Below are 15,295 nucleotides of genomic sequence, written 5' to 3' on the forward strand. Positions count from 1 at the left end.
CCCCTCACTCGCTCAGCCGGCGTAGTTCGGCGGCCAGCTCGGCCACCGTCGGGTGGTCGAAGATCACGGCGATGCCCACGTCCACGGTGAAGGCCCGGCGGATCTCCTCGACCAGGCCGACGGCGGCGAAGGAGTCGCCGCCCAGGTCGAAGAAGTTCTCGTCCGGGCCGACCGAATCCAGCCCGAACTCGGCACACCACATCTCCGCCAGCCGGTCCTCGATCGGCACCTGCTCCTGTGCCTGGTGCTGTGGCGTCTCGTCCGAGGGCCGTTCGGAGGTGGTGGCGGGGCGCGTACCGGCCGGGGCCGGCGGCTTGCGGGGTGCGCCGGCGGCGGGCTCCTCTCGGACGGTCGTGGTCGCGTTCCTCATGACGGCGTCGTGTCCCGGGACGGTGATCGCCACCTGCCGGTGCTCGGGCCGGGCCAGGAGCTGGAGCAGTAGGCGGATTCCGGTGGTGGGCGTGATGGCGTCGCCTGGCGAGGGGCCGGGTCCGGTGCCGGTGTCCCGCTCGTCGCGGCGGGTGTCGGAGGCGACCATCGACTCGTCGACGCGGCGCATGGTGAAGCCCCTGACCTCGACGGCCACCTCGCCGTTCGCCGTCAGCACGTCGATGTCCGCCACGATCGTGTCGGCGCCGCTCGGTCGCCGGCGGATGTGGCTGTACGCGCGGCTCGGGATCGGCCGGTGCACCACGATCGACTGGTACGCGAACGGGGCGTGCGGTGGCTCCAGGTCGGGATCGCGTGCCAGCGACACCGCCGCGTCCAGCAGTGTGGGATGCAGCGCGTGCTCGCCGAGCTCGTCACTGAAGGCGTCGGAGAAGGTGAGTACGGCCAGCTTTGTGCCCGGATCCTTCCCTGATGTCCATATCTCCTCGCCCGGCCAGCGCGGACCGATGGTGAACAGGCGGTTGGCCGGGTCGTTCACGGGCGTGCGCCGGTTGGTCAGCGACGCTCGCAGCTCGTCGAGGTCCACCGTGCCCGCTGTGGCGTCCACCAGGCCGATCTCGCCTGTCGTGTGCACGCGGTGGTCGCCGGCGGAGCCGGGGGGCGAAGACAGTGGCGCGGTGCGTACGGTGAAGCGCCAGAGGTCCTCGTGCGGCTCGAAGGCGACCTCCAGCGAGACGGGCTCCGGGGTGGTGATGGGCTGCCGGAAGACCATGTGGCGCACCCGTGCGGGCCGGCTGTTGACGGGGTCGACCGCCTCGCGGAAGGCACGCAGGACGAAGTCGACCTGGGCTGTGCCTGGCAGCACCGGGATGCCGTCCATGCGGTGTTCGTCGAGGATGGGATAGTTCTCGGCCGACAACGGGACCGACCACCGACGCACAGCCGTCTCCGACGGTGGCTCCGTCCCCGCCCCCGGTCCCGTCCCCGGTCCCGCCCCCGGTCCCGTCCCCGCCCCCAGTCCCGGTTCCGCTTCCGGTCCCGGTTCCGCTTCCGGTCCCGGCTCCGTTCCTGGTCCCGTGCGCGGGCCCGGACGCCCGGCGTGTGACTGCGGCTCCTGGCGGGCGGCCATGCCGACCTCGGTCCACGACGGCCAGTTGACGGTCACCGAGGCGCAGTCCGCCAGCGGTTGCCGGCGTACCACCGCGTCGAGGAACGCGTTGGCGGCGGCGTAGTCGGCGCTGCCGACCAGGCCCCTGAGTGCGGCCCGGCTGGAGAAGGCCACGAAGAAGTCGAGGCCGGGCCGGTCGCGCAGCACCTCGATCAGCGCCAGAGTGCCGTGCACCTTCGGCGCGAGCGTCGCTGACAGTTGCTCCCGCGTCCGGAAGAGGAGCATGCCGTCTCCCGCCACCCCCGCCAGATGGAACACTCCGTTGACGCCGCCGGAGGAGTCCGACGCCTGGCCGATCACGCGGCGCAGCGCTTCCACGTCGGTCACGTCGCACGCCTCGACCCGGCACTCGGCCCCGAGTGCCCTGATCTCGGCCAGTTCGTCCTCGTGCCCGTCCGTACGGCGGCCCAGTAGCAGCAGGCGCGGCCGTAACCCGGTCTCCGCCAGGCCCCGCGCCACGGCCAGGCCGAGCCCTCCGAGCCCACCAGTGATCACATAGACGCCTTCACGCCGCAGCCCAGCCGGCCCCGCAGCACTGAACCCCGCGTTGCTGGAGCTCGTACCGGCTGCGTCATCGCCATGAGGTGTCGAGCCGTTGGGGGCCGCGCCGTGCAGGCTCGCGCGGTCAGCAGCCGAGTCGGCCAGAGTGGTGTGGTCGGGAGGCATGCCGGGGAGGGCCGTGGTTTCCCCCGCCGGGTCGTCCGGGAGCGTGTCGTCGAGGGTGAGCGGTCGTTCGCCGGGGACCCAGCGCCGGTCTCCTCGCAGGGCGACGATCTCCGAGTGGTCGAGGATGCGCAGCTCGGCGAGTAGCCGGTTGCCGCCCACGCCGTTCTGGACGTCGATGAGCTTGCAGCGGGAACGGGGGTTCTCCAGCATGTAGCTGCGTAGGAGGCCGAGGAGCATGGCCCGGACGGGGTGGACGCGCTCGCCGCCCGTCACGTCAGCGGACAGTTCGGTAAGGATCAGGACATCGCGGCCGCGCTTGTCGGGTGCGCGGCGTGCCGCCTCCCGCAGCAGGTCCACGATTCGGTGGAAACCGGCGTCGAGCTGGTCGTCGATGGTGGTCAGGTCGGGGTCCGGCAGGTCGCCGATTTGGGTGGCGTCGACGACGAGCTCCGGGTAGCGCTGCGAGTCCCTCAGCTCGTCCAGCAGCCGGACGATGTCCTCCGGGTGCCCGGGACGGATCGTGAACTCGCCCTCCAGGAGTCCCAGCCCGGTGCCGTGCCGGACCCGCGTCGCGTTCCATCCGGCTCGGTCGAGCAGGACGGACAGTTCGGCCGCGCGGCGTGGGTCGTCGGGCAGGAACACCAGCGGGCGTGACCCGTTCCCGGCGCCGGGCCCGTGGCGTCCGGCTGGGACGGCCTCCACCCATGTGGGCAGCCGCAACGCCCCGCCGCTCGGGTCGTGTGCGGGTTCACTGTCTGGCTTGTGTGCGGATGCGCCGTTCGCCTTGTGCGCGGGCGCGCGGTCGGCCGGGCCCTTGGCGGCGTCCGGGTCGATCCAGTGGCGTTCCCGCTGGTACGGGTAACCGGGCAGAGGCACACGTTCACGAGCACCCGACGCGGACAGAGGCGCCCAGTTCACCTCCGCGCCGAGGGCCCACATCCGCCCCAGCGCGTACAGGAGGGAGGCCCGTTCCGTGGCTCCCTTCGACGGCCCGGCCGGCAGGACCGGCACCACCAGATGCCGCCCGGCCCGCACCTGGGGATGCGCACGGGCCAGGGTGGAGAGCGACCGCCCTGGGCCCATCTCGACCAGCACCCGGTCACCACCGGACAGCACCGCGTCGAGCGCCCGCTCGAACAGGACGGACCCGTCGAGCGACCGCATCCAGAAGTCCGCGCTGCCCGCGGCAGCCGGCTCGACCAGGCCCCCGCCGGTCGCGGAGTAGAGCCCGGCCCGGGGACGCCGTGGCCGGATGCCGTCGAAGGCGGCGCGGAAGCGTTCGACGGCCCCGTCCGAGGACGGCCCGCCCACCGCCCGGGCGCTGACCAGCCGTACCGACTCATGGAGGGTGAACACTCCGGCGAGCGTGGCGGCGGCGAACTCTCCGACGCCCACGCCGAGCAGCACGTCGGGTTCGATGCCCAGCGCCCGCCAGAGCCGTCCCAGCGCGTACTCGACGCTGAAGACCGCGGCCTGCGCGACGGCCACGGCCGGCGGGTCCGGCACGGCCTCCCGCGTCCCCTCCCAGAGCGACCGCAGCGGCAGGCCGAGCGCCTCGAAGATCTGCGCGCACTCGTCCAGGGCCGCCCTGAACACCGGTTCCGTACGGCGAAGCTCCGCCGCCGTGCCGGCGTGCCATGCCTTCTCGCCCGGGAAGAGGAACACGGTGCCGCGGTCCGCCCGCTCCGGCGGGGAGAGGATCCGCCGCCCCTCGTCGAGCACGGCGGCCGCCGCGTCGGCCAGGCTCTCCACCACCACCGCACCCCGGAACGGATGCGGCGTGCGCCCCTCACGCAGCGTGAACGCGACGTCGGCGAGCCGCTCCGAGCTGCCCGCGAAGGATCGGGCGAGCCGCTCAGGCCAGGCCGCGGCCGCGGACGGCGTCCGCGCCGACCACACGATCAGCTCCGCCGGCTCCGGGCAAGCCGGTTGCGAGCGGGTCGGCCGGGGAAGGGGCGAGGGTAAGCGGATCAGCTCCTGGCGGGCGCCGTTGTCGCCCGTCCGGACGGGGACGGGCGCCCGAGCCGGCGCCTCTTCGAGGATCGCGTGGGCGTTCGTGCCGCCGATCCCGAACGAGCTGACCCCCGCCAGCCGCCGCCCCCCGTCCGACCGGGGCCAGGGCCGCAGCGCGTCGTTGACGACGAACGGCGAGCTGCCGAGGTCGAGCAGCGGGTTCACCTCGCCGAGGTTGGCGGTCGCGGGGATGTGCTCGTGGCTCAGCGACAGCGCGGTCTTGATCAGCGAGGTGATCCCCGCCGCGTGCCCCAGATGGCCCACGTTCCCCTTGATCGAGCCGATGGGACACCGCTCGCCCCGCGACGCCGCCCGCGCGCCGAACGCCATCCGCAGCCCCGCGATCTCGATGGCGTCACCCAGCCGGGTCGCGGTGGCGTGCGCCTCCACGTACCCGATGTCCTCTGGTCCCACGCCGGCCAGCTCCATGGCCCGCGTCACGACCTCCGCCTGCCGGTCGGCGCTGGGCGCGGTGAAGCCGACCTTGTGCGCGCCGTCGTTGTTGACCGCCACCGCGCGGATCACCGCGGAGATCCTGTCGCCGTCGGCCAGGGCGTCGGTGAGCCGCTTGAGCACCACGACGCCGGCCCCGCTGCCGAAGATCGTGCCGGTGGCCGCCGCGTCGAAGGGGCGGCAGTGGCCGTCGCGGCTGAGCGGGCCGTCCTGGGCCCACCAGTAGCCGTGCCCGACGGGGAACTCGACGTCCGCGCCCCCGGCCAGCGCGACGTCGCATTCGCGCAGCCGCAGCGCGTTCACAGCGAGGTGCACCGCCACCAGCGAGCTCGAACACGCGGTCTGCACGGTCAGGCTCGGGCCGTTCAGATTCAGCTTGTACGACACCAGCGTCGACGCGCTGTCCGGATTGTTCCACATGCCGGCGCCCATGCCGGTGGCACTCCTGAGCGCCTCCAGGTTCCCGATCAGGCGGCCGATCCCGTAGCGGTTCGCGGCGACCGACGAGAACACGCCCGCCCTGCCCAGCCGCGTCGCGTCATAGCCGGCGTTCTCCACGGCGGCGTGCGCCGTCTCCAGGTAGAGCCGTAGCTGCGGATCGCACACGTCGGCCTCGCGCCGGTTCAGGCCGAAGAAGCCGGCGTCGAACAGGTCGATGCCCTCCGGCTCCGCCACCGCCCGCACGTAGGCCGGGTCGGCCAGCGCCTCCGGTGACACGCCTCTCGACCGGAGTTCGTCCTCGGCGGGGAACCGCACCGCCTCCTCGCCGGCCACGAGAATCTCCCACAACTGCCGGGTGTCGGCCGCCCCGGGGAAACGGCCGGCCATCCCGATGATCGCAATCGGCTCGACGAGGTCGCTCATGTCGTTCGTCCTCCCATCTGCTTGCCGCGTACCAAGATCGAGCCGGGTGCCTCAGGTCAGGTCGTCGTCCAGGGTCTCCCGCAGGTGATCGGCGAAAGCCCGCAAAGTGGGATACCGGAAGACCAGCACCGGGGAGATCTCCCTGCCCAGGCGGATGGAGACCTCCGACACGAACCGCATCAGGGACATCGAGGTGAAACCGGCCTCGAAGAAGCCGCCGTCAGGGTCGATCCCGCTCCGGCCGAGCACCGACCGCGCGCTCTCCTCCACGACCGCCCACAACTTCCCGGCCTGGTCCTCGCCCGGCTCGTCGTCCCAGCCGTCGCTCCGCTCATCGCCCCACGCGTCGGCCCGATCCTCGCCCGGCTCGTCGTCCCAGGAGTCGTTCCTGGCGTCGTTACGGGCCTCGTCGCGCACCTCGATGCTCGACGGCATGACCGCCGGGTCCAGCCGGTCGCGGAGCACCGCACGGACCTCCTCGCCGTCCACCGCCGCCCCCGGACGCCGTACGACGGTCAGGCGCACGGTTCCCACACCCGCCCCGTCCTCGACGAACGTCGCCACCGCGCCGGCCACGCCGGGGGCCAGGGCGGCGGCGCCCTCGATCTCGTCCAGCTCCACCCGCGTGCCGTTGACCTGGACCTGCCGGTCCGCCCGCCGCAGGAAGCACAGGTCGCCGTCCGGCAGCAGGCGGACGACGTCGCCGGTGTCGTACCAGCGCCGCCCGTCCTGGTCGGTGGTCAGCAGCGGAGCCCCGCCGGTGTAGCCGAGCGCGCACGCCGAGGACTCCACCTGCAACCGGCCCTCCAGCCCCGCACCATCACTCACGCCGCCGTTCTGCGCGGGCTCCGGGACGATCCTGAGCGTGGCGTGGCCGAGCGGGCGTCCGATGGGGATCGGGTCCTCGCCGGTGACCCCCTGGCCAGGAGGAACCCGGTGCACGCACACCACCTGCGGCGTCTCCGACGCGCCGTAACAGTTGACGATCGTGGCACGTGGCGCGAACCGGGCCGTCGCCCGCAGCGCCGCCGCCGTGAGCCGCGCCCCCACCGAGCAGACCAGCCGCAGACTCTGTACGGGACGCGGGGACGCGCCCGCCATGAGCTGGAGCAGGACCGGCGAGCCCTGGAGCACGGTGACGGAGTGCGCGGCGAGCCAGTCCGCCGCCAGCCGGGCATCGCCGGCCGTGCGCGAGCCCGGGACGTACAACGTCGCACCCGTGACCCACGGCGCGATCAGCTCCCGCAGGCTGGGATCGTGGCCGGGCCTGCTGAGGAAGGCGATCCGGTCCGACTCGTCCATGGGCAGCTCTTCGAAGAACGCCGCGCAGGCGGCCTCGAACGCCGCCCGTCCGACGACGATCCCCTTGGGCCTGCCCGTCGTCCCGGACGTGAAGAGGACATGACTCACGTCGTCCCCGGCGCGGCCGTCCCTGGAGGTGTCCAGCACCTCCAGATCGGCGGTGGAAGTGGATGACGGCGCGAAGACCGCCGCGGCGCCGGTGACCGCCAGTGCCCCGCGTACCCGTTCACGACCCCAGTCCCCGAGGATCGCCGGGACGGCGCCCGCGCCCCAGAGCCCCAGCAGTCGCGCGACGAACTCCGGGCCGCGCTCGGCGGGCACGCCCACCACGCGGCGCTCCAGCCGGTGGCGCCGCACGACCTCGCCGACGTCCGCGCCGAGCGCGGCGAGCTCGCCGAACGTGAGCTCGCGGTCCTCGTGCACGAGTGCGACCCTGCCCGGGTCACGCGGCGCCCGCCCGAGCACTCCCAGACTGGTGTCCGCGTAGGTAGTGGTGGTGACGGCAGTGCTGGTGGTGTCGCGGGCGGGGCCGGTCGGCTCGTCCCGTCGGCTCACGCTGGCCTCCCTCGCGGGCACGACTCCCGCTCGTCCGATCGATGTCGCGTCACAGCAGCTCGTCCCACACCGGGTGGAAGTACCTGGGGTGGGCGGCGCGGAGGTCGCGCCAGTGTTTCCTGCGGCTCTGCGCCGGCTCGGCGCCGGCCGCGCCGTTCCCGGGCTCGCCGTTCGCCGGCCACGCCACGTGCACCAGCGGGAGCACGGCGGCGCCGCGCCTGGCCTTGCCCAGCTCCGCCCCCGCGCCGGTGACGATCCTGGACAGGCCCATGGCGTACGCGTGCCTGATGGGTTCGTAGATCGCCGCGTTGAAGTACACGAACGGGTCAGGACTCTCGTCGTCCACCCGCCCGAAGTCCGTCACGTACAGCCGGTCGTGCCACCGGCACAGCACCCCGGCGCCGACCACGCGGCCGCGCACCCGGCACAGCACGGCCAGCGCCGCGGTGTCGCCCAGCGCGGACGCGTACGCCGAGAGCCGCCCCGCGACCGTGTCCACGCTGTAGGCCATCCCGTGCCTGGCCCGCACGTTCGCGATCATCGGCGCGACGGCCGGGACGGCCTCGCGGAGAGGGACGGTCTCGGTCGCGCAGACCTCGGCGAAGTGCCCGGCCTCCCTGCGGACGCTGGTACGCGTGTTGCGCGGCAGCGTCGCCAGGTAGTCCGCGAAGCACGTACCGGGAAGCTCCAGCTCGGTCTGGGCGACGCCGGCCAGCCGGTGCCGGTCGCCGTCGCCCGTGACCGGCGCGAGCTCCCGCCACGAGGCGGCGTCGAGGAACAGGAAGAAGGTGTACGGAAGCCCGCGCTCGGCCGCGACGGCGCCGGCCGCGTCCCTGAGCGCGCGCAGGACCACGGCCCTGGCCGGGGCCGTGAGGGCCGGGTCCAGGACGAGCCGGGTCCCGAAGCCCGCCCGGGAACCGGCCAGCAGCCCCAGCCGCCCGCCGGCCGGGCTCGCGGCCCGCAGCAGGTCCTGGAAGTGCAGCTCGGGCCAGTAGAGGTAGTCGCCGCGGCTGGGCAGCGAGTCGTAGAGGGGCAGGGCGCCGAGGATGCGGCAGTGCCCGGGCCGGCGGGCGATCAGGTACATGACGGGCGCCTCACCGGTACGTTCGAGAGCCCGCAGCCACGCACGGCTCTGGAACAGGTCCCGAGGGTCGGCGACGTCGTCCCACGCACGCCCGGCGACGCCGGAGAGCGAGGGAACGCGTTCGATCGTCACGGGCCCGGGCACTTCTTGCGGCATATTGCGTATTTCCTGGTGCGTTATCCGAACAGGGTGGTCATGTGGTCAGCCCGCCCCGTGATGGAGCCATTCGAGCAGGTCCGGCTCGGCCAGGCCGGCCACCCTGCGGTCGTAGTGCGCCCGATCCTCGGCGGTGAGGAACTGCTGCCATTCGCCGGACTTACCGCTGCGGAAAAAGCGTTTGCGGTCGCGGATGTAACCCAGTTGCTCGTCGGGTGCGAGTTCGTCCGCGCGATTTCGCATCTGCTGGAACGTGGCGGCCTCGACGAGCTCGGGCCACCTGCTCTCGTCGATCTCGACGCCGAGCCGCCCGGCGAGCCGCCGCATCTCGCCGGCCAGGTCGCGGGACAGGTCGGCGTAGTGCAGCAGGACGACGTTCGGTTCCGTACGCCGGACCCAGGCGCGGCTCTGCGTCCAGATCAGCGCGCGCAGCGAGTCGAGGTTGACGTGCGGCGGGTCGTCGTTGTCCACCCACCGCATCAGGTAGGTGCGTTCGTCGAGGAGGTCTCGGTCGTCATGGCCGTCCACCGGGGCGTCGGCCGCCCCGCCGCCGGGGTGGGCGGCCTGGTGGATCAGCCGGCGGATCACGTCGCGTTTGAGGTTCTTGCCGTGGCTGCGCAGGGAGATGGCGACGTCGCGCGGGTCGCGTCCCACCGTGATGTAGGTGACCTGGGGATCGATCGGGATGCCGTCGAGCGGGATGTGGGTCTTGATGAAACGGCGGTGCCGCTGCCCGGACAGGTGGTCCCAGACCTCCTGTTTCGGGCGTACGAGCATGTCGATCCACGGTGAGAGGCTCGACAGCGGGGCGGGCAGCCGGGGTGACTGGAAGATGAGGAGTGCGCAGATCGTCTGGGTCCAGGTGGTGCCGCACTTCGCCGGAGAATTGATGACGATGTCGCCGGGACGGAATTCGAAACCGTCCCACCTGGAGCTGTCCTCCATTGGAGTGAGGTAACGAGCCAGTTGTGTCGTCACGAAAGCGAGTTTAAACACAGTATGCGAGTTGCGGAAGATACATTAATGCCGGTATTTATTGCGAATCGACGCCATCAGCCCGGTTCGCATGTGACGAATTATCAAAATGACGGCATGCGCCATTCCCGAGGCGCTGATTCCGCACCCCGGGCGCCGACGCCGGGCCGATCATCCGCTGCGCAGGGAGTAGGCGGTCACCTCCTCGGGCAGCTCGGCGAGGCGTGACAGCGCTCCGGTCCCGATGTTCCAGCCGAGCAGCCTGTCCCCGCTTTCGACGATCACCGTGTCGGGGCCGTACCAGCCGCGTACCGCGCAGCCGCTCTTCCCGCAGCGCGCGCCGGGCTGATCGCCCCAGGGCAGGAGCAGCGTCCTGACCACCCGTCCGGTGGCGGTGTCGGCCACGACGACCACGTCCGCCCGGCCCCGCCGGTCGTCGTGCGCGAGGGCGGACCTGGCCACGAGGCCGTCGCGCTGCCACCCGTGGTCGCCAGGGCCGCGCACGGGCATCCGGCCCTGGCCGGTGATGCCGCCCACGTCCAGCCGCAGCTCCCGGTCACCCTGCCGGATGAGCGTCCTGCGGCCCGTGCCGGGCGAGACGATCCTGAGGTCGCCGTAGCCCGCGGCGCTCGCGAACCCCTTGAACAACTGCCGCGTGGCGTCTCCGGTGGCCAGGTCGAGCAGGTAGTTGGCCGCCGCCTGCTCGACGAGCAGCCGATCACCGCGCCACAGCACCACCTGGTTGAACCCCGGCACCCGGTATCGCCTGGCCTGGCCGACCACCAGGTCGACGACCACCACCGCGTCCTTCTGCGGGAAGGCGGCCATCGTCCCGTCGGGGGAGAGCGAGTTGGGGACAAGCGGCGGGCTGGGGGAGCCGGTCGCGTCCACGGCCTGGTCCAGCTTCACGTCCAGGGGGACGCGGCCGTCGGCCTTCAACGCGTAGATCCGCCCGTCGCCGTACTCGGCCAGCGCCAGGACGGCCCCGGAGACCGTGGGCATGACGGGGACGCCGGCCCACCGCTCCGGCAGCGCGGTCGCCAGCACGGGCAGCGCCGCCTCGCCGCCGGGCGGCGGCGCGACGTCCACGGCGGGAGCGGACGGTGTCGTGACCGCGGGCGAGCCGTCCGGATGAACGGCGACGCCGCGCTCGACCGGTTCCGGCGTCATGACGATCCCGGCCACGACGACCGCGGCGACCGTCGCCACCGCCGCGGCCGCCGTCAACCGGCGGGGGGGGCGGGCCCGCGTGCCCCGCCGCCACAACTCTCCCGCGCTGGACGAACCCTCCGGCAGGGTCTCGGCGAGCTCGCCGAACAGCTCCCGCAGCCTCTGGTCCGTCATATCAGCACCTCCTCCAGCTCGGGAGCGACCTCGCGCAACCGCTTCAGCGCCGCGTGCGTCTGGCTCTTCACCGTCCCGGGGGAGACCCGCAGGATCGCGGCGACCTCCCCGACGGGCAGGTCCTCGTAGAAGCGCAGCACGAGCACCGCGCGCTGCTTCACCGGCAGTTTGGCCAGCGCGCGGGCGAAGACCAGCTTCAGGTCCGACTCCTCGGAGGTGTCCTGGTCCAGTCGTTCCGGCGGCTCCTCGTAGACGAACTCCCGCCGCCTGCGCCGTCTGGACGCGACGTCCCGGTACAAGGTGGTACGTACGTAGTTGACCGGATCCGTGTGCACCTTCGTCCAGCGGCGCGCCAGTTTGATCAGGGCTTCCTGGAGCACGTCCTCGGCCAGATGCCTGTCACCGCTGATGAGGATGGCCGCACGCAGCAGCCTCGGGTGCCAGGCGGCGACGAAGGCCTCGAACGCCTCGGAATCCCTCATGTAGACAAGACGCCCTGGAGGGCGCGAACGGTTGGGGCCTGCCCCGAAATCCAGCGAATCCAGCGAATCCGGCGTCACCGAGGGAACTCTGTCATGTCACCGGAGCCCGCCCGCGGGCCCTGCCGCCTACGCTGGGACCATGACCGAGACCGACGACGGAGACCGGCCCGCCCGCGTCGAGGACGTGCACGAGCTGGCCCTGTCCATGCCACACGTGACCGTCTGGCCCGGGACCGGCGACAACCCGATCTACCAGGTGGGCGGCAAGTCGTTCGTCTTCTTCCGCAACCCGCGCCCGGACGCGGTGGACCCGGACACCGGGGAGCGGTACCCGGACGTGATCGTCTTCTGGGTCGAGTCGGAGGCGGACAAGCTGGCGCTGGTCCAGGACGAGACGTCGCCGTTCTTCACCACCCCGCACTTCGACGGTCACGCGTCGGTGCTGCTGCGCGCCGCCAGGATCGGTGAGCTCACCCGCGCGGAGCTGGCCGAGGTGGTCCAGGACGCCTGGCTGTCACGGGCGTCGGCCCGCCGGGCGGCCGACTGGCTCCGCGCCCACCCGCCGTCCACCGCCACCCCACGTCGCCCGCGATGACGGCGGATCACGGACACGCTCACTCGAACAGGGACGGATCTCCCGTGCCCCGGCGCAGGATCTCCGGCTCGTCCTGCGACAGATCGACGACCGTCGTCGGGGTCGCGCCGCACTCGCCGGCGTCGATGACGGCGTCCAGCGCGTGATCCAGCGTCTCCTTGATCTCCCACCCCTGCGTCATGGGCTCGCTCTCGTCGGGGAGCAGCAGGGTGCTCGACAGCAGCGGCTCGGCCAGCTCGGCCAGCAGCGCCTGCGTCACGACGTGATCGGGGATCCGCACGCCGACCGTCTTCTTCCTGGGATGAAGCAGGCGCCGGGGCACCTCCTTGGTCGCGGGCAGGATGAACGTGTAACCGCCCGGGGTCGCCGCCTTGACCAGCCGGAACACCGCATTGCTCACATGGACGAACTGCCCGAACTGCGCGAAGTCCCGGCACACCAGGGTGAAGTGATGGTCGTCGCTCAGGCGGCGGATCTCCCTGATCCGGTCGATGCCCTCCTTGTTGCCGAGCCGGCACCCGAGGGCGTAGGACGAGTCCGTCGGGTAGGCGATCAGCCCGTCGCCGCGCAACAGCTCGACGACCTGGCCGATCAGGCGAGGCTGAGGATTGTCCGGATGCAGATCGATGTACTTGGCCACACCTCGGATCTTAGAAGCGAACCCGCCGTGGCCGGACCCGCGGCTCGCACCGTACGGGCCGGGCGGACGTTTCGTCAGCGGGGAACGCCTGCGGCCACCCACCGCCTGATCTCCTCGGCGGCCCGGTCGGCGACCGGATGCCCGGCGGGCCTGGTGACGAGGTCGGTGAGGGCGAACATGTCGAGCACGCGCCCCAGATAGGCCCAGTCGTCGTCAGGCGGCAGGTCGGGGGGCAGCTGCGCGGCGAACCCCGCCCGGAAGCCCTCGGTGAAGCCGGCCGGGTAGTCGGCCCCGAACCGCAGCATGTTGGCCGCGTCGCCGTAGGGGCAGCCCGCGTAGGCGAACTCCCAGTCGAGCACGGCGTCCACCCGCCAGCCGTCCGCCGCCCGCGTGACCAGGAGATTCTTGGGGTTGATGTCAGCGTGCACGAGCCTGGCCCGCTCGTCCACGCCGGTGAGCGCCGGGGCGTGCGCCGCGCACAACCGCGCCCACGCCGCCCGTACCGCCGGATCGAGGCGGGAGGGCGGCACCTTGCTCATGCTGCTCTCGGCGAACGCGGGCAACTGCTCGGACCAGGGCGGGCCGGCGGCGACCGCGAGATCGGGACCCCCGAAGAACCCCGGCCGGTCGAACCGCGCGACCCCGATCCTCGCCACCACCCGCCCCACCTCGACCCCCAACGCCCGCAACTCACCCGCGCCGGGGTCGGACAGCACGATGTCGAGCGGCGTGCCCGCCACATGCTCCAGCACCATGGCCGGACGCCCGCCCGCCACGGACGGCAGGACGAGCAGCACCTCAGGCACCGGCACGTGACGACGGCCCAGCTCCATGACCGCGGCCTCCACGACCGGGTCGGGCCCGCCCAGCCGGGCGACCACGGCGCCTCCGCCGGCCAGCTCCAGCAGGCTCGTCTCGTGTGAGAACCCACCGGCCAGCGTCCTGGTCGCGACCACCTCGACGCCCAGCGCCGCCGCGATCGCCTTCGTCTCCTCCACCCGCATCCGTCGTAGTCTGGCACGTACGCCCACCCGGACCACCCGGCGCCACCTGCCCCACCCGGCCATGGACCGACCCCCGCAACCGGCCGATTCTCCCGTCCGTGCTGACCAAGGCATGGGTGAGGGCTTACAAGAATCGGTCGAGGAGGCTGGGAAGGGCCGCTCCGTGAGAAGATCAAGCTCATGACTGAACTGCCTGGCTCAGGCCGCCGCGACCCCCGCAGCCGCCCGACGGACACCGGCACCTCCGCGACGTCCATGACGCGGCAGGTCAGGCCGGTGAGGGCGGGTACGGTCGAGTGCTGAGCACGCCCCGAACCCATGACGCCTCCACCCCCGGCACCGAGCCGGAGGAAGCACTCACCATGGCAGGCGGGACGATCAAGAGGCCGGAGCAGACCTCGACGCAGGCGCCCGGACTCGCACCGGCCGGGCACCTGGCCGAGCTGGGTCTGGCAGGGCAGGTGGCAGGGCGTGGCCCGGCTGGGCAAATGACCGGGTCGGGCCAAGCAGGGCAAGTGACCGGACTCGGCCGAGCAGAGCAGGTGGCCGGGCCGGACGAGGCCGGGTTTGGGCCGGCCGGACCGGCGGTGGCCGGGTGGAAGGCGGCAGGGCGGACGATGACCGGTGACGAGATCGCGGGCCATGAAGCGGGACGAACCGGCGCGGATGAGCCCGGCTCTGGCGACCACAACCCCGAGCCCGGTGGACGCAGGCCCGGGTTCGGCGGATACAGGCCCGAGTGGAACAGCTACGGGACCGAGCCCGGCGAGGTCGGGCCGGAGCGCGGCGTGACCGCGCCGGGGCTGGACGTGACCGCCTCTGGGCTCGGCGTGACCGCGTCCAGGCTCAACGCGGCCGGGCTGGGGGCAACCGGCGCCGGTGCTGCCGCACTCGATGCATCCGGGCCTGATGCGTCTGGCCGCGGTCCTGCTCGGCCCGGTGTCGCCGGGCTCGGCGCGGCAGGGCTCGGCGCGTCCCCAACCAATACGCCCGATCTCGGCGCGTCTTGGCCCGGCATGTCCGGAGCCGGTACGTCTGGTCCCGGCACGTCCGGGTTCGGTGCGTTCGGTCATGGTACGGCCGGAATGGGCGGGCCGGAGGCGGCCGGTCAGGCGCGAGGCGCCGGCTTAGAGGACGTCGAGGGGCTGCGACCCCGCCGGGCACCCGGCGACGGAGGCCAGGTGCCGGGCGCCGATGTCGATCTGGTGGACGGGCTGCCCCCGGAGACCCGCCGCACCGCCATCGCCTGGCTGAGCGAGAACGTCTCCACCGCCGCGCGGCAGACGCGACTGCAGGTGCTGGCCTCGTTCCTGCGCTGGCTGTGGGCCGCCGAGCCGGACGTCGACGCGGCGGAGGTCACCACCGCCCACCTGGACGCCTACTGCGAGGCAGCGCTCGCCGCCGGCTTCACCGTGGCCGTGCGCCACCCGGGCCGGCCCCTCGCCCGCGCGACCGTGGCCAGGAAACGAGCGGTGCTGTCGTCGTTCTACACCTTCGCCTGGCGGACCGGCGCCGCGCGGCACGAATGGCCCCCGCGAACGGACGCGAGCCGCGACCCGCGCCTGCTGAGCAAGGACGACCGGCGGCGGCTGCGTGAGGGCGCC

Annotated in this window: 10 protein-coding genes; 2 read left to right on the plus strand and 8 right to left on the minus strand. The window is 72.7% G+C overall.

Annotated features, from left to right (window positions below):
* Positions 1 to 4: 4 nt before the first annotated feature.
* The 6 genes from ABFX54_RS42400 to ABFX54_RS42425 all read right to left on the minus strand — a co-directional run bounded on the left by ABFX54_RS42400 (position 5) and on the right by ABFX54_RS42425 (position 11,452).
* Positions 5 to 5,554, minus strand: a complete 5,550-nt coding sequence (locus ABFX54_RS42400) for an SDR family NAD(P)-dependent oxidoreductase (protein ID WP_346112573.1) — start codon at positions 5,552 to 5,554, stop codon at positions 5 to 7.
* Between the two features lie 51 nt (positions 5,555 to 5,605).
* The gene (locus tag ABFX54_RS42405) at positions 5,606 to 7,411 is read right to left on the minus strand and encodes an AMP-binding protein (protein WP_346112574.1); all 1,806 of its coding nucleotides are present in this window, start codon (positions 7,409 to 7,411) and stop codon (positions 5,606 to 5,608) included.
* Positions 7,412 to 7,460: 49 nt separating this feature from the next.
* Entirely contained in the window at positions 7,461 to 8,627 is a 1,167-nt protein-coding gene (locus ABFX54_RS42410) for a peptidogalycan biosysnthesis protein (RefSeq protein ID WP_346112575.1), read from the minus strand.
* A 69-nt stretch (positions 8,628 to 8,696) separates the two neighbouring features.
* Positions 8,697 to 9,629: a sulfotransferase domain-containing protein gene (locus tag ABFX54_RS42415; protein ID WP_346112576.1), complete on the minus strand. Its 933-nt coding sequence runs from the start codon at positions 9,627 to 9,629 to the stop codon at positions 8,697 to 8,699.
* Positions 9,630 to 9,797: 168 nt separating this feature from the next.
* Positions 9,798 to 10,970, minus strand: a complete 1,173-nt coding sequence (locus ABFX54_RS42420) for a hypothetical protein (RefSeq protein WP_346112577.1) — start codon at positions 10,968 to 10,970, stop codon at positions 9,798 to 9,800.
* On the minus strand, positions 10,967 to 11,452 hold the full coding sequence (locus ABFX54_RS42425) for a SigE family RNA polymerase sigma factor (protein ID WP_346112579.1): 486 nt from the start codon (positions 11,450 to 11,452) through the stop codon (positions 10,967 to 10,969). Before ABFX54_RS42425 ends, ABFX54_RS42420 begins: the two co-directional genes overlap by 4 nt.
* Before the next feature lie 139 nt (positions 11,453 to 11,591).
* Here ABFX54_RS42425 and ABFX54_RS42430 point away from each other — a divergent pair, with 139 nt between their 5' ends.
* Positions 11,592 to 12,047 carry an MmcQ/YjbR family DNA-binding protein gene (locus ABFX54_RS42430; protein ID WP_346112580.1) on the plus strand — a complete coding sequence of 152 codons (456 nt, stop codon included), beginning with the start codon at positions 11,592 to 11,594 and terminating at the stop codon, positions 12,045 to 12,047.
* A 19-nt stretch (positions 12,048 to 12,066) separates the two neighbouring features.
* On the opposite strand, the gene ABFX54_RS42435 is transcribed toward ABFX54_RS42430, so the two are convergent.
* Both ABFX54_RS42435 and ABFX54_RS42440 read right to left on the minus strand, forming a co-directional pair.
* The gene (locus ABFX54_RS42435) at positions 12,067 to 12,687 is read right to left on the minus strand and encodes an L-threonylcarbamoyladenylate synthase (RefSeq protein ID WP_346112581.1); all 621 of its coding nucleotides are present in this window, start codon (positions 12,685 to 12,687) and stop codon (positions 12,067 to 12,069) included.
* 74 nt (positions 12,688 to 12,761) lie between these two features.
* Complete coding sequence (locus ABFX54_RS42440) at positions 12,762 to 13,691, minus strand: phosphotransferase (RefSeq protein WP_346112582.1); 930 nt, start codon at positions 13,689 to 13,691, stop codon at positions 12,762 to 12,764.
* Between the two features lie 1,181 nt (positions 13,692 to 14,872).
* On the opposite strand from ABFX54_RS42440, the gene ABFX54_RS42445 reads away from it, so the two are divergent.
* Positions 14,873 to 15,295: hypothetical protein (locus ABFX54_RS42445; RefSeq protein ID WP_346112584.1), on the plus strand; the 423-nt coding region annotated here is incomplete at its 3' end.

Source organism: Nonomuraea maheshkhaliensis (assembly GCF_039529435.1).
Classification (GTDB): domain Bacteria; phylum Actinomycetota; class Actinomycetes; order Streptosporangiales; family Streptosporangiaceae; genus Nonomuraea; species Nonomuraea maheshkhaliensis.

What these genes read in the sequence shown, in the direction of transcription:
- ABFX54_RS42400 (WP_346112573.1), bottom strand. Translation starts at nt 5,554, where the DNA reads ATGAGCGACCTCGTCGAGCCGATTGCGATCATCGGGATGGCCGGCCGT.
- ABFX54_RS42420 (WP_346112577.1), bottom strand. Translation starts at nt 10,970, where the DNA reads ATGACGGACCAGAGGCTGCGGGAGCTGTTCGGCGAGCTCGCCGAGACC.
- ABFX54_RS42425 (WP_346112579.1), bottom strand. Translation starts at nt 11,452, where the DNA reads ATGAGGGATTCCGAGGCGTTCGAGGCCTTCGTCGCCGCCTGGCACCCG.
- ABFX54_RS42430 (WP_346112580.1), top strand. Translation starts at nt 11,592, where the DNA reads ATGACCGAGACCGACGACGGAGACCGGCCCGCCCGCGTCGAGGACGTG.
- ABFX54_RS42440 (WP_346112582.1), bottom strand. Translation starts at nt 13,691, where the DNA reads ATGCGGGTGGAGGAGACGAAGGCGATCGCGGCGGCGCTGGGCGTCGAG.